General features: G+C 71.9%; 14 protein-coding genes. 4 read left to right on the forward strand and 10 right to left on the reverse strand.

The window, feature by feature from the left end; all coding sequences use genetic code 11:
- Window positions 1-3 precede the first annotated feature (3 nt).
- The 4 genes from ACFYWX_RS42495 to ACFYWX_RS42510 are packed head-to-tail and all read right to left on the reverse strand — an operon-like array spanning window position 4 to window position 4,325.
- Window positions 4-1,791, reverse strand: a complete 1,788-nt coding sequence (locus tag ACFYWX_RS42495) for a glycoside hydrolase family 15 protein (RefSeq protein ID WP_389430638.1) — start codon at window positions 1,789-1,791, stop codon at window positions 4-6.
- A gap of 34 nt (window positions 1,792-1,825) precedes the next feature.
- Window positions 1,826-2,176, reverse strand: coding sequence for a hypothetical protein (locus ACFYWX_RS42500; protein WP_389430639.1), 351 nt, complete (start codon window positions 2,174-2,176; stop codon window positions 1,826-1,828).
- Window positions 2,173-2,772: an RNA polymerase sigma factor gene (locus tag ACFYWX_RS42505; protein ID WP_389430640.1), complete on the reverse strand. Its 600-nt coding sequence runs from the start codon at window positions 2,770-2,772 to the stop codon at window positions 2,173-2,175. Before ACFYWX_RS42505 ends, ACFYWX_RS42500 begins: the two co-directional genes overlap by 4 nt.
- Complete coding sequence (locus ACFYWX_RS42510) at window positions 2,769-4,325, reverse strand: sodium:solute symporter (RefSeq protein ID WP_389430641.1); 1,557 nt, start codon at window positions 4,323-4,325, stop codon at window positions 2,769-2,771. The genes ACFYWX_RS42505 and ACFYWX_RS42510 overlap by 4 nt, the downstream gene beginning before the upstream one ends.
- 226 nt (window positions 4,326-4,551) lie before the next feature.
- Here ACFYWX_RS42510 and ACFYWX_RS42515 point away from each other — a divergent pair, with 226 nt between their 5' ends.
- The 3 genes from ACFYWX_RS42515 to ACFYWX_RS42525 all read left to right on the forward strand — a co-directional run bounded on the left by ACFYWX_RS42515 (window position 4,552) and on the right by ACFYWX_RS42525 (window position 8,361).
- Window positions 4,552-6,675 carry a carbon starvation CstA family protein gene (locus tag ACFYWX_RS42515; protein ID WP_389430642.1) on the forward strand — a complete coding sequence of 708 codons (2,124 nt, stop codon included), beginning with the start codon at window positions 4,552-4,554 and terminating at the stop codon, window positions 6,673-6,675.
- Window positions 6,675-6,866, forward strand: a complete 192-nt coding sequence (locus tag ACFYWX_RS42520; protein ID WP_389430643.1) for a YbdD/YjiX family protein — start codon at window positions 6,675-6,677, stop codon at window positions 6,864-6,866. Before ACFYWX_RS42515 ends, ACFYWX_RS42520 begins: the two co-directional genes overlap by 1 nt.
- A gap of 265 nt (window positions 6,867-7,131) precedes the next feature.
- Window positions 7,132-8,361 (forward strand): RNA-guided endonuclease InsQ/TnpB family protein, encoded by a 1,230-nt coding sequence (locus ACFYWX_RS42525; RefSeq protein ID WP_389430645.1) that lies wholly within the window; start codon window positions 7,132-7,134, stop codon window positions 8,359-8,361.
- Window positions 8,362-8,470: 109 nt separating this feature from the next.
- Here ACFYWX_RS42525 and ACFYWX_RS42530 read toward each other — a convergent pair whose 3' ends face one another.
- From ACFYWX_RS42530 to ACFYWX_RS42545, 4 genes are all read right to left on the reverse strand, one after another.
- Entirely contained in the window at window positions 8,471-9,268 is a 798-nt protein-coding gene (locus ACFYWX_RS42530; protein ID WP_389430647.1) for an SURF1 family protein, read from the reverse strand.
- 49 nt (window positions 9,269-9,317) lie between these two features.
- On the reverse strand, window positions 9,318-9,551 hold the full coding sequence (locus ACFYWX_RS42535) for a hypothetical protein (protein WP_389430648.1): 234 nt from the start codon (window positions 9,549-9,551) through the stop codon (window positions 9,318-9,320).
- An 80-nt stretch (window positions 9,552-9,631) separates the two neighbouring features.
- Window positions 9,632-10,624, reverse strand: coding sequence for a DEDDh family exonuclease (locus ACFYWX_RS42540; RefSeq protein WP_389430649.1), 993 nt, complete (start codon window positions 10,622-10,624; stop codon window positions 9,632-9,634).
- 132 nt (window positions 10,625-10,756) lie between these two features.
- Complete coding sequence (locus ACFYWX_RS42545) at window positions 10,757-13,357, reverse strand: MXAN_6230/SCO0854 family RING domain-containing protein (protein ID WP_389430650.1); 2,601 nt, start codon at window positions 13,355-13,357, stop codon at window positions 10,757-10,759.
- Window positions 13,358-13,577: 220 nt separating this feature from the next.
- Between ACFYWX_RS42545 and ACFYWX_RS42550 the strand changes: the two genes are divergently transcribed.
- Window positions 13,578-14,621 (forward strand): zinc-dependent alcohol dehydrogenase family protein, encoded by a 1,044-nt coding sequence (locus ACFYWX_RS42550; protein ID WP_389430651.1) that lies wholly within the window; start codon window positions 13,578-13,580, stop codon window positions 14,619-14,621.
- A gap of 6 nt (window positions 14,622-14,627) precedes the next feature.
- Here ACFYWX_RS42550 and ACFYWX_RS42555 read toward each other — a convergent pair whose 3' ends face one another.
- Together ACFYWX_RS42555 and ACFYWX_RS42560 are read right to left on the reverse strand one after the other, a co-directional pair.
- Entirely contained in the window at window positions 14,628-15,491 is an 864-nt protein-coding gene (locus tag ACFYWX_RS42555) for a helix-turn-helix domain-containing protein (protein ID WP_389430652.1), read from the reverse strand.
- 7 nt (window positions 15,492-15,498) lie between these two features.
- Window positions 15,499-15,792: a hypothetical protein gene (locus ACFYWX_RS42560; protein ID WP_389430653.1), complete on the reverse strand. Its 294-nt coding sequence runs from the start codon at window positions 15,790-15,792 to the stop codon at window positions 15,499-15,501.
- Window positions 15,793-15,900 lie beyond the last annotated feature (108 nt).

Consider the following 15,900-nt stretch of genomic DNA (forward strand, 5'->3'; position numbering starts at 1 on the left):
CCCCTATCCTGCCTCCTCGTCCCCGTACAGGGCGAGGGCGGTGTTCACCAGGGCGATGTGGCTGAAGGCCTGCGGGAAGTTGCCGAGCTGCCGGCCGTCCACGGGGTCGTACTCCTCGGCCAGCAGTCCCACGTCGTTGGTGAGGCCGACGAGATGTTCGAACAGTTTCCGGGCCTCCTTCGTGCGGCCCGTCATGTGCAGTGCGTCCGCGAGCCAGAACGAGCAGGCGACGAAGGTGCCCTCGCCGCCCGGCAGCCCGTCGACGGGGGTCTCCTCGGCGCCGTAGCGGCGTACGAGGCCGCCGTGACCGAGCTCCGCGAGGACCGCGTCGACGGTGCCGGTCACGCGCGGATCGTCGGGCGGCAGGAACCCGACGCGGGGGATGAGCAGCAGGGACGCGTCGAGCTCGCGGGAGCCGTAGTACTGGGTGAAGGTGTTGCGCTCGGGGTCGTAGCCCTGCTCGCACACCTCGCGGTGGACCTCGTCCCGCATCGCCCGCCAGCCGTCCAGGTCGCCGTGCAGCGCGGGATTCTCCTCCAGCGTGCGCACCGCGCGGTCCGCGGCCACCCACACCATCACCTTCGAGTGGACGAACTGGCGGCGCCCGCCGCGCACCTCCCACAGTCCCTCGTCGGGCCGGCGCCACTCCGCCTTCAGCCACTTCATCAGCGCGACCTGGAGCGCCCACATGTGCGGCTTGGCGGGCAGGCCCGCGGCCCTGGCCAGCGACAGGGAGTCCATGACCTCGCCGTAGACGTCCAACTGGAGCTGGCACACGGCCTCGTTGCCGATGCGTACGGGCGTGGAGTCGGCGAAGCCGGGCAGCCACGGCAGCTCGAACTCGGGCAGTCGGCGCTCGCCGGCCAGGCCGTACATGATCTGCAGGTCCGCCGGGTCGCCCGCGACCGCGCGCACCAGCCAGTCGCGCCAGGCCTCGGCCTCCTCCTGGTAGCCGGCCGCCAGCAGGGCGCCCAGGGTGAGGGTGGCGTCGCGCAGCCAGCAGAAGCGGTAGTCCCAGTTGCGCACTCCGCCGAGTTCCTCGGGCAGCGAGGTGGTGGGGGCGGCGACGATGCCGCCGGTGGGGGAGTAGGTGAGGGCCTTGAGGGTGATCAGGGAGCGGACGACGGCGTCGCGGTGCGGGCCGTCGTAGCGGCAGCGCGCCGCCCACGTCTGCCAGTCCTCGACGCTGGTGCGCAGCGCCTCGTGCGGGTCGACCAGCGGCGGGCGCGGCTCGTGCGAGGGGTGCCAGGTGAGGACGAACGCGACCTTCTCGCCCTCGGCCACGGTGAACTCGGAGTGCGTGCCGAAGTCCTCGCCCCAGGTGTGCACCGCGGGCTCGCTGCGCAGCCAGACCGAGTCCGGTCCTGCGACGGCGATGCGGTGGCCGTCGGCGCGGCGCATCCACGGCACGACCGAGCCGTAGTCGAAGCGCAGCCGCAGCGTGCTGCGCACGGTCACCCGGCCGCTCAGGCCCTCCACGACGCGCGTCAGGTCGGGCGCGCGGTCGCGTTGCGGCATCAGGTCGGTGACCCGCACGGTGCCCTCGTCGGTCTCCCACTCCGTGTCGAGGACGAGCGTGTCGGGGCGGTACGCGCGCCGTGTGCAGGGGCCTTTGACGCCCTTGGGGGCGATGCGCCAGTGCCCGTGGCCCTCCTTGCCGAGCAGCCGGGCGAAACAGGACGCCGAGTCGAAGCGCGGCAGGCAGAGCCAGTCGACGGAACCGTCCATGCCGACCAGGGCCGCCGTCTGTTCGTCACCGATCAGTGCGTAGTCCTCGATACGGGGGTGCACGGCAGTTCGGGTTCCCGGCGGACCGGTGGGGCAATCAGGGGTGGGGCCGGGCGAGTGACGCGTGGCTCGGGGCGCCGCCGGCACCGGAGAAGATCACCCCGGGGTCCGACGGGGTCTGGTTCAGCACCCACAGCCCGATCAGCGTGGCCAGCGCGAAGACGACCGTGATGAGCACGGCCAGCACGAGCCGCCGTCGGCGTTCGCGGCGCAGCCACTCGCCGCGCGCGGTGCGGTAGGCGTCGGGAGCGGCACGCACCCCGCCGGCCAGCGCCTCCAGGGCCTCGCGCAGTTCCTGCTCGGTGCGGTCCCCGCCCGTGCGGTTCTCGTCCGTGCGGTTGTCGTCCGTTCGGTTCTCGTCCGTGCGGTCCGGACCGGTGTCGTTCATCGCCGGGCCTCCATCGCCTGGGTCAGAGCGGCGATGCCGCGTGAGGTGTGTGTCTTCACCGAACCGCTGGAGATGCCCATCGCGGCGGCGATCTCGCCCTCCTTCAGCCCGAGCCAGTGTCGCAGCACGAGCGCCTCGCGCTGACGGGCCGGCAACTGCTGGAGCGCGTCGATCAGCACCCGCTGGTCGTCCCGCAGCAGCGCGGTGCTCTCGGCGGAGGCGACGGTCTCGTCCGGCGGCACCGGCGGGTTCTCCACGTGCTTGCGGGCGACCTGGAGGTGGCGTATCCGCATCCGGGTCAGGTTGCACACCGTGGAGCGCAGGTACGCCTCCGCCGCCCGGACGTCCCGCAGCCGCCGCCACTTGCGGTAGATCTGGTAGTACGCCTCGGCCACGACGTTCTCCGGGTCGTCGGCCCCGAGCAGCACGGCCAGGCGCAGCATCGAGGAGTAGTGCACCTCGAAGAGCCGGGCGAGGCCGGCCTCGCGTTCCAGTTCGGCCGGGTCGGTCGCCGCGGGGGCGAGTGGCTCGGGCGACGGCCCCGCCGCGGGCTCGAGACAGGGCTCCGGTACGGGGATCGGGTGTCTGCGTCTCACGGGTGGTTCGCTCCCGTCTCGGGGCGTCGCCTGACGGTCAGGCGGGACGGCAGGTCTGTTGCGTCGGCGCCGCGCGGGACGCCGAAACGATCGAGGGCCGCGGTGCCGGCCACCGCGACGACGAGGTTGAGCAGGAGCGCCGCGAGCCCGGCGTAGACCTCCAGCGGGCCGAACCCCAGGGTGACGATGGACGAGAACCCTCCGCGCACGACCATCAGGGTTCCGGCCACCATGCCGACGGCCCACCCGGCGAGCAGCGCCCGCGGATGCAGCCGCCCGGTGAACAGCCCGACGGCCACGGCCGGGAAGACCTGGAGGATCCACACCCCGCCGAGCAGCTGGAGGTTGATGGCGTCCTGGTCGCGCAGCCCGAACACGAACGCCACCGCCCCCACCTTCGCGGTGAGCGACACCGCCTTGGCGATGCGCACCTGCCGCTTGGGCGTGGCCGTCGGCTGCACGTACTCGACGTACACGTTCCGTACGAAGCTCGTCGCGGCGGCGATCGACATCACGGCGGCCGGCACCAGGGCGCCCACGGTGATCGCGGCGAAGACCAGCCCGGCCAGCGGGGCCGGCATCAGCCGGTCGACCAGCATCGGCACGGCGGCCTCGGCCCCGCCCTTCGGCGCCTGTACGCCCGTCGCGAGGGCCGCGATGCCGAGGAAACCGAAGAGGGCCAGCAGCCCCGTCCAGGCGGGCAGCGCCACGGAGACCTTGCGCAGGGTGCGCGGCCCGTCGGCGGCGAAACCCGCGGTCAGCACGTGCGGGTACATCAGCAGGGCCAGCGCCGAGCCGAGCGCGAGCGTGGCGTACGCGGGCTGCTGCGCGGGGGAGAGGACCAGCGGGGAGTGGGCCACGTCCGTCCCGCCCAGCCGCCGGGCCGCGCCGTCGAAGACCGGCCCGGGCCCGCCGAGCCGTACCAGCACCAGCCAGCACACGGCGGTGAGCGACACGAACACCGCCACCGCCTTCAGCGCCGAGATGACCGCGGGCGCCCGCAGCCCGTGCCGGTACGTGGCCACCGCGAGCCCCGCGAACAGCGCCACCATCACCAGGTCACCGGCCGCGCCCCGCGGATAGACGCCGCCGGCCGTCAGCACCGCCCGTATGCCGAGCAGTTGCAGCGCCAGATACGGCATCGTCGCCAGGATCCCCGTCAGCGCGACCACCAGGGCCAGCGGCGGCGACCCGTACCGGCCGCGCACGAAGTCGGCGGCGGTGACGTAGCCGTGCCGGCGGGCCACCGTCCACAGGCGGCTGAGCAGGACGAAGGCGAGCGGGCAGACGATCACCGTGTACGGCACCGCGAAGAAGGCGGGCGCCCCGTTGCCGTACGCCAGTCCCGGTACGGCGGTGAAGGTGTACGCGGTGAAGATCGTGCCGCCGAGCAGCAGCCACGTCCACACCGGTCCGAGGCTGCGGTCCGCCAGCGCCCAGCCCTCCAACGAGGGCAGCCGGTCGCTCGGGCGCAGGCGACGGGCGGTCACGGCGAGCAGCGACGCCCCGCCGATCACGGCGAGGAACGTCGCGGTCATGGCGCCGTCGGCCATGGGTCACCGTCCTTGGTGTGCCTGAGCCCTCACGGGGGAGTTGCGCGGGCGGCCCGATCGGAGGACACAGAACCGGCGGGAAATCCTCGGGAAATTCGCTGTCAACCGGTTCCGGCGGGTGGGCAACTCTTGCACAGACCGACAGCGAGCGGGAGAGCCGCCCGCCGCTGATCTCCAGGCACCTCGTGTCACGAGGTGTCCCGCACCGCCCCGGTGAGGAGCCGCCATGCCTACGTCCACCCTGCCCGAAACCGGCCTGCCAGCGCCCGAAAAGTCGCGTACATCACTTCGGTCCGTCCTGCTGTGGACCGGTGTCGCCCTGCTCGGCGCCGTCGCCTGGGGCGTCCTCGCGCTGGCCCGGGGCGAGAAGATCTCCGCGGTCTGGCTCGTGGTCGCGGCCCTCGGCTCGTACGCCATCGCCTACCGCTTCTACTCCCGCTTCATCGTCCGCCGCGTGCTGCGGCCGGACGATCGCAGGGCCACCCCCGCCGAACGCCTCGAGGACGGCGTCGACTTCCACCCCACCGACCGCCGGGTCCTGCTCGGCCACCACTTCGCCGCCATCGCCGGCGCCGGACCGCTGGTGGGACCGGTGCTCGCGGCCCAGATGGGCTATCTGCCCGGCACCCTGTGGATCGTGGCCGGAGTCATCTTCGCCGGGGCGGTGCAGGACATGGTCGTGCTGTTCCTGTCCATGCGACGGGACGGCAAGTCGCTCGGGCAGATGGCCCGCGACGAGATCGGCCGCGCGGGCGGGGCCGCGGCGCTGATCGCCGTGTTCGCCATCATGATCATCCTGCTGGGCGTGCTCGCGCTGGTCGTCGTCAACGCGCTGGCCCACTCCCCGTGGGGCACCTTCTCCGTGGCGATGACCATCCCCATCGCCCTCTTCATGGGTTTCTGGATGCACCGCATCCGCCCCGGCCGGGTCGTCGAGACGAGCCTCATCGGCGTCGCCCTGCTGCTGCTCGCCATCGTGGGCGGCAGCTGGGTGCAGAACTCCTCCCTGGCCGACACCTTCACCCTCAGCCCCACGACCCTCGTCTTCTGCCTGATCGGCTACGGCTTCGTCGCCTCCGTCCTGCCGGTGTGGATGCTGCTCGCCCCGCGCGACTACCTCTCCACCTTCATGAAGATCGGCACGATCGCGCTGCTCGCGGTCGGCGTGATCGTGGCCGCGCCCGTGCTCAGGGCGGACGCGGTGACCGGCTTCGCCACGTCGGGCGCGGGCCCGGTCTTCGCGGGCTCCCTCTTCCCCTTCCTGTTCATCACGATCGCCTGCGGCGCGCTGTCCGGGTTCCACGCCCTGGTCTCCTCCGGGACCACCCCGAAGCTGATCCAGAAGGAGTCCCAGGTCCGGTTGATCGGCTACGGCGCCATGCTGATGGAGTCGTTCGTCGCGATCATGGCGCTGATCGCCGCGGCGACCCTGGAGCCGGGCCTGTACTACGCGATGAACGCGCCGGCCGGACTGCTGGGCGCGACCGCCGAGTCGGCGTCGCACGCGGTGGCGGGCCTGGGCTTCACCATCACGCCCGACCAACTGACGCACGCGGCCAGGGCGGTCGAGGAGCAGACCCTGATCGCCCGCTCCGGAGGCGCCCCCACCCTGGCCGTCGGCATGTCGGAGATCTTCTCCGGAGTCTTCGGCGGTACGGCCATGAAGGCCTTCTGGTACCACTTCGCGATCATGTTCGAGGCGCTGTTCATCCTGACCACGGTGGACGCGGGAACCCGGGTCGGCCGTTTCATGCTCCAGGACATGCTCGGCAACGTCTGGAAGCCGGTCGGCCGGGTCAACTGGAAGCCGGGCATCTGGCTGTGCAGCGCCCTCGTGGTGGCGGCCTGGGGCTACTTCCTCTACACCGGCGCCACCGACCCGCTCGGCGGAATCAACCAGCTCTTCCCGCTCTTCGGCATCGCCAACCAGCTGCTGGCAGCCATCGCCCTGGCCGTCTGCACGACGGTACTGGTCAAGTCCGGCCGACTCCGCTGGGCCTGGATCACCGGCGTCCCCCTCGCCTGGGTGGTCGCGATCACCTTCACCGCCGGCTGGCAGAAGATCTTCTCCGACGACCCCAAGATCGGCTTTTTCGCCCAACGCGCCCGCTACTCCGACGCGATCGACGCCGGCCAGGTCCTCCCGCCCGCCAAGTCCCTCGACGACATGCACACGGTCGTCACGAACTCCACGGTCGACGGCGTCCTGATCGCCCTGTTCCTGCTCCTGGTCGCGGTGGTGCTGGTGAACGCGGCAGTGGTCTGCGTACGCGCCGTCCGCTCCCCGGGCACGCTGCCGACTACGGAGGCGCCGTACGTCGAGTCCCGCATTCCGGAGGGGGCCCACTGATGCGGCGAGCCGCCCGCTGGGCGGGCGCGGTGCGCTGGTACCTGCGGGAGCTCACCGGAGAGTCGGAGTACGACCGCTACTGCGACCGACACCGACAGCTCCACCCGGAGTGCCCGCTCCCGACCCGCAGGGAGTACGAGGTCCTACGCACCCACCACAGGGAGACCCACCCCCAGAGCCGCTGCTGCTGACGCAGCCCGCAGGCGGCACCGTCCGTTCGCCGAGCTGCGGGCAGTGGCGCCGCTGGGCCGGCGCTCACCCTTCGGCCGCGCAGCTGCGGGCAGCCCGACCGCTGCGGCGGCCGCCCACCCGTCCGCCGGCCCAGCTCCGGGCAGTCGTGCCGATGGGGCCGCGAGCGAAGCCGTTCCGGCGGAGCCGGACCGGGGGCTGTAGGGGTGGGATGGGGAGCGGATGTTCCCGGCGACAGCTGGTGTGGCTCGTTCGTACGGTCACCGCATGCAGCTTCGGTACGCCTTCAGGTTGTACCCGGAGCCCGGTCAACGTGCCGCGTTGGCCATGGCGTTCGGGTGCGCCCGTGTCGTGTTCAACGACGCGGTGCGCGCCCGCGAGGACGCCCGCGCGGCTGAGAAGCCCTACCCCAGGGCCGCGGCCCTGTCCCAACAGTTGGTCACCCAGGCGAAGCACACCCCCCAGCGGTCCTGGCTGGCCGAGGTCTCCTCGGTCGTCCTGCAACAGGCCCTGCGGGACGTGGAGAGCGCGTACCGGAACTTCTTCGCCTCCTTGAAGGGCGAGCGCAAAGGCCCGAAGATGGGCGCGCCGCGGTTCAAGTCGCGCAAGGACGCCCGGCAGTCGATCCGGTTCACCGCGAACGCCCGCTGGAAGATCACCGACCGTGGGCGGCTGTCCCTGCCGAAGATCGGCGAGGTACGGGTGAAGTGGTCCAGGTCTTTGCCGGTCACGCCGTCCAGCGTCACGGTGATCTGGGACTCGGCAGGGAGATACTTCGCCTCCTTCGTCATCGACACCGACCCCGACACCGGCCAGGGACGCTGGTCAGGCCCCGGGCCGGACGCCGCGATCGGCATCGACCTGGGCCTGACGCACTTCGCCGTTCTCTCCGACGGCACGAAGATTGATTCGCCGCGGTTTTTGCGCCGGGCGGAGAAGAAGCTGAAGAAGGCGCAGCGGGAGCTGTCGCGTCAGCAGAAGGGGTCGAAGAACCGGGCCAAGGCCCGCCTGAGGGTAGCCCGTACCCATGCCAAGGTCGCTGATGCGCGCAAGGAGTTCCACCACCAGCTCTCCACGAAGCTGATCCGCGAGAACCAGGCGGTCGCGGTGGAGGACCTGGCGGTGTCCGGACTCGCGCGCAGCAGGCTGTCCAAGAGCGTGCACGATGCGGGCTGGTCCCGGTTCGTGGCCATGCTCGCCTACAAGGCACAGCGGTATGGGCGCACCTTCATCCAGGTCGGCCGGTTCGAGCCCACCAGCCAGGTGTGCTCTGCCTGCGGCCACCGGGACGGGCCCAAGCCCCTGGACGTGCGGGAGTGGACCTGTCCCGCCTGCGGTACCCGGCATGACCGCGATGTCAACGCCGCGCAGAACGTGAAAGCGGCCGCTGGACTGGCGGCATCGGCCTGCGGAGCGCCGGTAGGACCAGAACCCGTTCTGGCACAGCGCGAAGAAACAGGAAGCCATGGAATCACCTACCGAAGCGGTGCCGCGTAGCGGCACAGCGACGGGTAGGGACGGCCAGAATCCTCGGGCTACAACCCGAGGAGCATGTCAATGGCGAGACCACCTGACGGCCCACTGACCCTCGACCCGACCGGTCAGGTCAGACCGCCGCGGGCTCCTCCGCCTCCGCCGCGGACTCCTTCTCCTCCGCCTCCGCCCGGTCGCGGATCTCGCGGCGCACCAGGACCACCCAGCCGAGGGGGACACCCGCGGCGAACAGCCACCACTGGATGGCGTACGCGTAGTTCAGCGGGGCGTTCTCGCTGCCCGGCTTGCCGAGCAGTTCGGGAGTGTCGCCCTTGGGGGCGGGCGTCGTCTGCGCGATGTAGCCGCCGAGCACCTGGGCGTCGAGGCGCCGTGCCTCCTGCTCACTGTTGATCAGCATGATCTGCCGGTCCGGCAGCCCCTTGAGGTCCTTGATGCCGCTCGCCTCGGTCGTCTCGTCGGGCATCAGACGCCCGGTGACGGTGATCCGACCGCTGGGCGGTGCGGGGATCTTGGGGAACGCGGTCTGGCTCGGGCCGTCGGCGGGGATCCAGCCGCGATTGACCAGCAGCACCTTGCCGTCCGTCAGGACGAACGGGGTGAGGACGTGGAAACCGACCTCTTCGTCGGCGTTGACGCGCCGCCTGACGACGACTTCCCGGTCGGTGTCGAAGTGACCCACGGCGCTCACGTTGTGATACCGCTCGTCGGTGGTGACGGCGTGCCCCGGCGAGGTGAGCTTCTCCACGGGCACCGGCTTGGCGCCGAGCGCGTCGGAGACCAGCTGGTTGCGGGCGCTGCGCTCCTCGTAGCGGTGCATCTGCCAGATACCCAGCCTGATCATCGTGGGGATGAGGAGGAGGGCGACCAGTGTGATGATCACCCACTGCCGGGTCAACAGGAAGCGGTACACCCCACGACCGTACATCTCGGTCGTGGGGTGCTCTCAGCGGGGTACGGGCTCACACCTTGTCGACGATGCCCGCCTCCCCTTCGGCCCGCGCGCAGTGGGCGCCGCAGTACCAGTGGCCCTCGACATCGACGCCCTGGCCGATGATCTGGACACGACAGTGCTCACAGATGGGGGCCATACGGTGGATCGCACAGGAGAAGCAGTCGAACACATGCACAGCACCCTGAGCGTGAACCTCGAAGGTCATCCCGTAGTCATTGCCGCAAACTTCGCATCTCGCCATGCGCCACAGGGTGAGCCGTCACCGTCGCGCGGGCGAGCGACCCCCGGGCGAGTCGCGCGGCAATCACCCGTACGTACGGGTCACTCGTCGGCCGGCTCCACATCGCGCAGCAACTGCCCGAACGCCGCCTCGTCGACGACCGGCGTCCCGAACTGCCGGGCCTTGACCACCTTGGACGTCCCCGATTCGGGGTCGTTGGTGACCAGCAGGCTGGTCACCCGGGACAGGCTCGTCGCCACGTGCAGCCCGGCCTCGGTGGCGCGGTCCTCCAGCAACTCGCGCTCCACCGACGTGTCGCCCGAGAAGGCGACCCGCATGCCCTGCTTGAGCGGTTTGCCGTCCTCGTAACGGCCCGGGTTGGGGTAGGGGCAGGCGGGCCGCTTGCGGGACGGGCGCCAACTGGTGGGCCGGTAGCCGTCATGGCTGCCGCCCGCCTGCCGGCCGATGTGGGGCGCGGGCCGGTCGCTCCACTCGGTCAGCGGCCGGCACTCGTGCAGCGGCAGTCGCACCCCGCCCGCCGCCGCGGCGCGCAGGCTCGGCCGGAACGCCTCCGCCAGGACGCGCGCGTCGTCGAGGGCGTGGTGCGCCCGCCGCTGGACGACACCGAAGTGCGCGGCCAGCGACTCCAGCTTGTGGTTGGGCAGCGGCAGACCCAGCTCCTTGGAGAGTGCGATGGTGCACAGCCGCTGCCGCACCGGCGCCTCGCGCTCCGCGCGCGCGTACTCCCGCGCGATCATCTGCCAGTCGAAGACCGCGTTGTGCGCGACGAGCACCCGGCCGTCGAGACGGCTCGCGAACTCCTCGGCGACGTCACTGAAAAGAGGTGCGCCTTCCAGCACCTCGCTCGTCAGGCCGTGTATCCACACGGGCCCCGGGTCCCGCTCCGGATTGACCAGCGTGTACCAGTGGTCCTTGACCTCGCCGCGCGCGTCCAGGCGGTAGACGGCCGCGGAGATGATGCGGTCGTCGCGGGCCAGGCCGGTGGTCTCCACGTCAACGACCGCGTATCCGTGGGGATACGCGGCCGGCCACTGCGTGGCGGGGGAGGCTGCGGTCGTGAGGTCATCGAGCATGGTCCCTGAGGATACGGGCCACGACTGACAGGCCAGGCACCCGTGGTACGCACAAGGGTGAGGGGGCGTACGACAGTTCGTCCGGTTGGTCCGAGTTGCGCGGCTGATGCGCGACCGTTGCCTGACCGGTGCTCAGCCCAGCGCCGCCACCAGGTCACCCGCCGCCAGGGGCTCCAGACCACAGCCGTCGACCGGGCCCGGCAGCAGCCGGTACACCGCCCCGCTCGCACCCTCCGGTGCCACGCCGCCGTCCACCAGGGCCAGCAACACGTGCTTCTTCGCGGCGGCTTCACCCGCGAGTGCCTCCGCCGTCGAACCCTCGGCGCGCTCCTGGCGCTCGGGCGGCTGAAGCAGCCGTATCCGTGTCGCGAACGCCGTGTCCGGTTCCCCGTCGCGCCGGCGGTAGTGCCACAGCTCGTCGGGGGCGCCCGGGCGCGGCGCGCGCCGCAGCACCGCGACCTCGTCGGCGCGGGCGGCGGCGTGCCACACCGCCAGCTCCCACAGCGTCGTACGGCCGGAGGCGAAGTACTGGTACAGGTTCCGCCCGGCGCGGCCCAGGTCGGCGCCGTGCCGGTCCAGGTCGTGGTCGCCGTCCGAGCTCGGCAGGTGGAGGTCCGCCCACAGGAACGTGCGGTCGCGCAGGTCGACCAGCATCGGGACGTGGATGCGCGAGTCGCCCACCAGGTCGTAGCGCTGACGCACCGTGCGCGGGTCGTACGACGCGTCGCGCGCCTCCTCGGCCGCCGACGGCAGCGTCATGAAGCCGGCGAAGGCGTCGAGGAGCCGTTCGAAGGCGATGTTGTTGAAGCTGAAGACGACGGGTATCGCGTAGCGCACGCCGAGGTCGCCGAGCGAGGTGAGGTTCAGGTCGACGTACTCGGTGGCCCCTTCGGGCGCGGGTGCCGAGGTGAGGTCGCCGGAGTGGACGGCCCATCGTTCGCCGTACACGAGGTTGGTGTAGTCGCACAGGCCGACGAAGTTCCACTCCTCGTCGTACAGGGCCACCGACAGGTCGAGGTCGACGCGGGTCTTGGCGGGCTCCGTCCAGTGCAGGAACAGCCGCAGGACCTCGCCGTCGGGCAGTGGCTGGGTGCTGCCCCGGGGCACCGAGACCAGTGCCTTGGTGTCGGCGCGTTCGGTGGCCGGCACCGCGAGGCCGCCGAGCGCCGAGTCCAGCACGGCCAGTTCGACGCGCGGGGCGGCGGCGAGGCGACGCACGACCTCGGCCTCCAGCAGGTCGCAGACCTCGCTCGTCACCCCGGACGCCAGCGGGGGCCGGTCGTCGTCGGCCGCGTACGCTTGCGTGATCTGGCCGCGGGGGAAGAACACCCGCCGCTCTCCCGGAAGATGACGGACCCTCATGCGGCCGAGCGCGGCGAGCAGCGGCCCGGGGCCCGCCTTGGGCAGGACACGCCGCAGCACGTCCGCGAAGTCGCCGGGCAGCGCGTCGAGTTCGCGCAGGCGCAGCACGTGGTCGAGCCGCCGCAGCAGCTCGCCGGGACGCTGGGCCAGCAGCGCGAGCGCGGCCTGTGCGTCCCTCTCGTGCAGCGCCTGCTCCACGCGGGCGCCCCAGGTGGCCCCCTTGATGCGGTTGCCGTCGACCCGTACGGCGTCCGCGTGCGCGGCCGCCGTACGCAGCAGGGCCTCGCCCAGCCCGGTCGCCGAGGTGTCCGTGGCGCGCAGCACCGCGAAGGCGAGCGCCGCCCTCGGGTGACGGGCGTGCTGCTCGAAGGGATGCAGGACCTCGGCGGCGCGCTTCCAGGTGACCGGGTGGCGCAGCATGTCCTCGACGAGCGACGGCACGGCCAGCCCGTCCAGCACCGCGAGCAGCTGTCGGCGCAGCCCGCGCGGGAGCGACCGCATCCGGGGCGGCTCGATCAGGTCGGCCTCACCACCGGACCGCACGCACAGCAGCCGCAGTACGTCCGTGGCCGTCGTCAGATGCGTGGTCAGCAGCTCGACGACGGTGACGCGCGTGTTCCGGCCGAGCAGAAGGTTGCCGAGGACCAGCGCCTTGGTCGCGCGGACGGGGATGTCGTCCGGGAACCAGCCGAGGTCGGCAGGGGCGTTGCCCAGCAGGATCTTCACGTCGTCGCGGTCCTGCGGCGGCAGCGGCGTACGACGGGCCAGCAGCGCCCGCAGCGCGGTCACGGCGTCGGCCTTCCGGTCCGTGCCGAGCGCCAGCAGCTTCAGCGGGCCGACGGACACCTCACGCTCGTGGCGCGGCGGCGCCGGCTTCAGGAAGGGGTCGGCCGGGTCGATCCGGCGGTGGCAGATCGGGCAGCCCGAGTAGTCGGCGCCGTCCCAGCACTCCCGGCACACCAGATGCGCGCACGGCCGCACCGGCTGGACGCTGCCCACGGTGCCGCACAGCACGCACGGCTGGGCCGGCCACTGCAGCAGCAGGGTGAAGACCCGGTCGACGAACAGCTGGAACGTGCCGTCCGGCACCGAGGCCGGGAAGCTGCGGAACAGCGGCATGTGCGTGCGGTCGGCGCCCAGTTCGGCGTCGATGCTCCAGATCAGCTGCCGCCCCGCGTCCGCGAGCCCCCGCGGCCCCAGCCACGCCAGCGCCGCCCGCAACGCGGCCGTGGGCGCGAACCCCCGGTCCAGCAGCTCGGCTTCGAGCGCGACGAGCCCTTCGTCCGTCGACGCGTCGCCCGGCCGTGGCCCTGCCTGGTCGACGTAGACGGTACGGAGACGACGGAGCAGCACGGACGACAGTACGGACAAGCGGAGTCCCCCGGGAAAAGGAAGGAAGTCGGATGAGGCGGGGGCGGAGAGTGAGCACGCTGCGGATTCATAGGAAGAAAGAGAAGGAAGCACGCTTGCGGAGCCGCCCCCGCGATCACGACTCTAGGCGGGGGCCGACCCGGGGGCCACTGCTTTTCCCGTACACGTTTCCGCGTACCGTGGCCACGCCCGCACGAAAGACACGACAAGGACCCCCGCCATGCGCGCCACCACCATCCACGCCCCCTACGACATGCGCGTCGAGGACGTCCCCGAGCCCGTGGTGCAGCTGCCCACCGATGCCGTGGTGCGGGTGCTGCGTGCCTGTATATGCGGCAGTGACCTGTGGGCCTACCGTGGCGAGGCGGCCCGGAAGCCGGGGCAGCGGATCGGGCACGAGTTCCTGGGAGTCGTCGAGGGGACCGGCTCCAGGGTGACCGGTGTGCGGCGCGGTGACCTCGTCGTGGCGCCCTTCATGTGGTCCGACGGCGTCTGCGACTACTGCCGCGAGGGGCTGACGACCTCCTGCGAGCACGGCGGCTTCTGGGGCACGGTCGGTTACGACGGCGGCCAGGGCGAGGCCGTGCGCGTGCCCTTCGCCGACGGCACCCTCGTCCAGCTGCCCAAGGACGCCGCCTCCGACGACCACCTGCTGACCGCGCTGCTGACGCTGTCCGACGTCATGGGCACCGGCCACCACGCCGCCCTCGGCGCGGGTGCCCGCCCGGGCGCCACCGTCGCCGTCGTCGGGGACGGAGCCGTCGGCCTGTGCGCGGTGCTCGCGGCCAGGCGGCTGGGCGCCGAGCGGATCATCGCGCTGGGCCGCCACCAGGCCCGCACCGACATCGCGCGCCGCTTCGGTGCCACCGACGTCGTCGCCGAGCGCGGTGAAGCCGCCGTCGACGCCGTGCGTGAGCTCACCCGCGGGCAGGGCGCGCACGCCGTGGTCGAGGCGGTCGGCACCGAGCAGTCGATGCGGACCGCCGTCGACATCGCACGGGACGGCGGCGCCATCGGGTTCGTGGGCGTGCCGCACGGCAGCGGCACCGGTCTCGACCTCGGCGTCATGTTCGACCGGAACATCGCGCTGCGCGGCGGGGTCGCGCCGGTCCGCGCGTACATCCCGCAGCTGCTGCCCGACATCCTGGCCGGCACCGTCGACCCGTCGCCCGTCTTCGACATGACCGTCGGCCTTGAGGACGTCCCCCACGGCTACCGGGCCATGGACGAGCGCACCGCCCTCAAGGTCATGGTCACCACCTGAGACTCCTCACCCGCCGGCGGCGGAGCCCGTCACCTTGTATCCCCGGAGGAAGACGACGGTCTCCAGCGCCCGCACTCTCTGCTCGGCCGCGCGCAATTCCGTCGTCCTGTCGCGCAGGGTGTCCTCCATCGCGGTGAACCGCTTCGTGACCGTGGCGTCCAGCCCGTGGATCTTCCGTGCGGTGCCCTCCTCCCGCGTCTCGGTGAGCCGTCCCCTGACCACGTCGAGGTAGATGGCCGCGACGAGGGGTTCCATCCACCTGAGGGCGCTGTTCACCTCGCCCTCCGTGGGCAGTCCGCGGAGTTTGGTCCACGCTCGGAGCCAGGTGCCGAGCGCGCGCCCGCGGACTCCACAGGCCTGCAGGAACACGAGGTACTGCCTCAAGTGCCTGGGAACGGTACGGCCGTTGGTGATGGCGTTCGCCGTGCTGCGGGGGAGCACCCCCTTCGACACGTCCTCCATCCACCGCGCGGTCGGCCGAGCCGCGCGGGCCCACGCGTCCCGCATGGCGCCGCTGAGGTCGGCGACGTCGCGGACCAACTCGGGCTTCGGCACGACGGTCGACCGGCGTTCCCTCAGCTTGGCTCTGGCGATGGCCTTGGCCGCCGTGTCGTGGAGCTTGCAGGCGACGACCCATCCCTGGAACTTCCTGTCGTCCACGAGGCAGGCGCGGGCGTAGGCCTGGACGACGTAACGGTCGGGGAGGCGCTTGCCGCTCGCCGCCCGTTTCAGGCTCGCGGCCGAGCACTCGGCACGTTCGGCGAGCTGCTCGTAGGTCCAGCCCGCCGTCTCGCGCATGGCCCGCAGATGCGCGGCGAGCGCGCCGAGCTCGGGCACGGTGTGGTCGATCGGTGCTTCCCGGCGTCCCACGGCGGCCTCAGTTTCCGGAGCCGGGGCCCACGGCGGCCCGCACGAGGCGCCGCAGCAGACGGGCGCCCCCTCCACCGCCGTTCCTGACGTTCGCGGCGAGCAGGACGACAACGCTGATGCCTCCGGCGGCGGTCAGGAGAGTGACGATGTCGGGGACCGTCATGCGGGCGACGAGGGCGAGAACGACGGTCGCGGCCACGAAGCCGAGGATGACGAAGGCCTGCGGCATGGCGAAACGCGGCACGGAGGGAAGACTCGAAGGAGAGGCGCTGGTCTCGCCGGCCTCGTTGTTCTGACTCATGAGGAAGGTGCCCCTTGTCCGGGGGCAGCGGCATCGGCGGCCGCCACCCTGCTGCTGACTCCTCGAACCGAGGATCGCGACGGGTTGGCGGCCCGCCTCGGGCGCGAT

The organism is Streptomyces sp. NPDC002888 (assembly GCF_042888465.1).
Classification (GTDB): domain Bacteria; phylum Actinomycetota; class Actinomycetes; order Streptomycetales; family Streptomycetaceae; genus Streptomyces.

Bases quoted from the DNA above. Each gene is read 5' to 3' on its own strand.
- ACFYWX_RS42500 (WP_389430639.1), bottom strand. From the start codon at position 2,176: ATGAACGACACCGGTCCGGACCGCACGGACGAGAACCGAACGGACGAC.
- ACFYWX_RS42510 (WP_389430641.1), bottom strand. From the start codon at position 4,325: ATGGCCGACGGCGCCATGACCGCGACGTTCCTCGCCGTGATCGGCGGG.
- ACFYWX_RS42515 (WP_389430642.1), top strand. From the start codon at position 4,552: ATGCCTACGTCCACCCTGCCCGAAACCGGCCTGCCAGCGCCCGAAAAG.
- ACFYWX_RS42520 (WP_389430643.1), top strand. From the start codon at position 6,675: ATGCGGCGAGCCGCCCGCTGGGCGGGCGCGGTGCGCTGGTACCTGCGG.
- ACFYWX_RS42525 (WP_389430645.1), top strand. From the start codon at position 7,132: ATGCAGCTTCGGTACGCCTTCAGGTTGTACCCGGAGCCCGGTCAACGT.
- ACFYWX_RS42535 (WP_389430648.1), bottom strand. From the start codon at position 9,551: ATGGCGAGATGCGAAGTTTGCGGCAATGACTACGGGATGACCTTCGAG.
- ACFYWX_RS42540 (WP_389430649.1), bottom strand. From the start codon at position 10,624: ATGCTCGATGACCTCACGACCGCAGCCTCCCCCGCCACGCAGTGGCCG.
- ACFYWX_RS42550 (WP_389430651.1), top strand. From the start codon at position 13,578: ATGCGCGCCACCACCATCCACGCCCCCTACGACATGCGCGTCGAGGAC.
- ACFYWX_RS42560 (WP_389430653.1), bottom strand. From the start codon at position 15,792: ATGAGTCAGAACAACGAGGCCGGCGAGACCAGCGCCTCTCCTTCGAGT.